Origin of the sequence: Aeromonas sp. QDB11 (assembly GCF_027705265.1) — a bacterium.
Lineage (GTDB): Bacteria > Pseudomonadota > Gammaproteobacteria > Enterobacterales > Aeromonadaceae > Aeromonas > Aeromonas allosaccharophila.
In genome coordinates, this window is sequence record NZ_JAPDBM010000227.1 from 1 (window position 1) to 647 (window position 647).

At 56.4% G+C, this 647-nt stretch carries 1 protein-coding gene; it reads left to right on the top strand.

Annotated features, from left to right (window positions below; all coding sequences use genetic code 11):
• A partial coding sequence (locus OKC40_RS22795; RefSeq protein WP_270797062.1) for a DDE-type integrase/transposase/recombinase occupies nucleotides 1-647 on the top strand: 647 nt, incomplete at both ends.

Here is a 647-nt window from a genome sequence, read left to right on the forward strand (position 1 = left end):
GTATGGTCGAGCAAAAAAATGGATTGCGCATGCGCCCTTGTTGCCGGGGGACGACGATTAAGTGCTGTGAGCCAGGCTCTTAATGTATCGCGTGCGCAGCTATCCGTTCGTGTTCATCGAAAACCGGGTTGGCAAGATGGTCGTCATCATCGCCAGCGTGATGATGCAGCCTTACTTGGCCGTATCATGGAGGCGATGGCAGAGCTTCCCTCCTATGGCTATCGCCGGGTCTGGGCGCTGTTACGGCGTCAGTCTGAGGCAACAGAACAACCTGTGGTAAACGCTAAGCGGGTATATCGCGTCATGCGCGAGCATGGCTTGCTGCTGGAAAGAAAACCAGCTGCACCATTGGCCCAGCAGGCACATAAGGGGCGTGTTGCCGTCAAGGAGAGCAATCGACGGTGGTGCTCAGATGGCTTCGAGTTTCGCTGTGATAACGGTGAAAAACTACGTGTCACGTTCGCCATGGATTGCTGCGATAGGGAAGCGTTGGACTGGGCGGCCAGTACTGGGGGTTACGACAGTGACACTGTGCAAGATGTCATGCTGAGGTCTGTCGAACGTCGCTTTGGGGATTCGTTGCCGGCATCACCGGTGGAGTGGCTGACTGATAATGGCTCGGCGTATCGAGCCCATGAGACCCGCGC